We start from the raw sequence: 1,577 nt of genomic DNA on the forward strand, positions 1-1,577 counted from the left end.
GGTGAGTTAAATGCTTACGATCATTAAGGACAAGCTGTGATGGGGAGGGAAATTAAAGTACCGAAGTTTCTGACATCACACTGCCAAGAAAAGCTTCTAGGAAGAATGACACTGCCCGTACCGCAAACCGACACAGGTAGTCGAGGAGAGCATCCTAAGGTGAGCGAGCGAACTCTCGTTAAGGAACTCGGCAAAATGACCCCGTAACTTCGGGAGAAGGGGTGCTGACCGCAAGGTCAGCCGCAGTGAATAGGCCCAAGCGACTGTTTATCAAAAACACAGGTCTCTGCAAAATCGAAAGATGACGTATAGGGGCTGACGCCTGCCCGGTGCTGGAAGGTTAAGAGGATGGGTTAGCGTAAGCGAAGCTCAAAATTGAAGCCCCAGTAAACGGCGGCCGTAACTATAACGGTCCTAAGGTAGCGAAATTCCTTGTCGGGTAAGTTCCGACCCGCACGAAAGGCGTAACGATTTGGGCACTGTCTCAACGAGAGACTCGGTGAAATTTTAGTACCTGTGAAGATGCAGGTTACCCGCGACAGGACGGAAAGACCCCATGGAGCTTTACTGTAATTTGATATTGAATGTTTGTGACACATGTACAGGATAGGTAGGAGCCGTAGAGGCCGGTACGCTAGTATCGGTGGAGGCATTGGTGGGATACTACCCTTGTGTTATGACCATTCTAACCCGCATCACTTATCGTGATGGGAGACAGTGTCAGATGGGCAGTTTGACTGGGGCGGTCGCCTCCTAAAGAGTAACGGAGGCGCTCAAAGGTTCCCTCAGAATGGTTGGAAATCATTCGCAGAGTGCAAAGGCATAAGGGAGCTTGACTGCGAGACCTACAAGTCGAGCAGGGTCGAAAGACGGACTTAGTGATCCGGTGGTTCCGCATGGAAGGGCCATCGCTCAACGGATAAAAGCTACCCTGGGGATAACAGGCTTATCTCCCCCAAGAGTCCACATCGACGGGGAGGTTTGGCACCTCGATGTCGGCTCGTCGCATCCTGGGGCTGTAGTCGGTCCCAAGGGTTGGGCTGTTCGCCCATTAAAGCGGCACGCGAGCTGGGTTCAGAACGTCGTGAGACAGTTCGGTCCCTATCCGTCGCGGGCGCAGGAAATTTGAGAGGAGCTGTCCTTAGTACGAGAGGACCGGGATGGACACACCGCTGGTGTACCAGTTGTTCTGCCAAGAGCATCGCTGGGTAGCTACGTGTGGACGGGATAAACGCTGAAAGCATCTAAGCGTGAAGCCCCCCTCAAGATGAGATTTCCCATTCCTTCGGGAAGTAAGACCCCTGAGAGACGATCAGGTAGATAGGCTAGAAGTGGAAGTACAGTGATGTATGGAGCGGACTAGTACTAATCGGTCGAGGACTTAACCAAGATTTAAGACGTAGGAGTCACGGCACGTTTTGATTGATTATTTCAACATCCAGTTTTGAGTGAGCGAAAGCAATCTCAACTTAATAGATAGTACATCACTTAAGTGTGGTGGCGATAGCAAGAAGGATACACCTGTTCCCATGCCGAACACAGTAGTTAAGCTTCTTAGCGCCGATGGTAGTTGGGGG

General features: G+C 51.3%; 2 rRNA genes (1 of these 2 only partly in view). Both read left to right on the top strand.

Annotated elements, in window-relative coordinates:
- Positions 1-1,389 (top strand): 23S ribosomal RNA (locus tag I6N95_RS26840) (it extends 1,625 nt beyond the left edge of the window).
- A gap of 104 nt (positions 1,390-1,493) precedes the next feature.
- Positions 1,494-1,577, top strand: a 5S ribosomal RNA gene (gene rrf / locus I6N95_RS26845); the annotation flags it as partial.

The organism is Vagococcus allomyrinae (assembly GCF_017829975.1).
Classification (GTDB): domain Bacteria; phylum Bacillota; class Bacilli; order Lactobacillales; family Vagococcaceae; genus Vagococcus_D; species Vagococcus_D allomyrinae.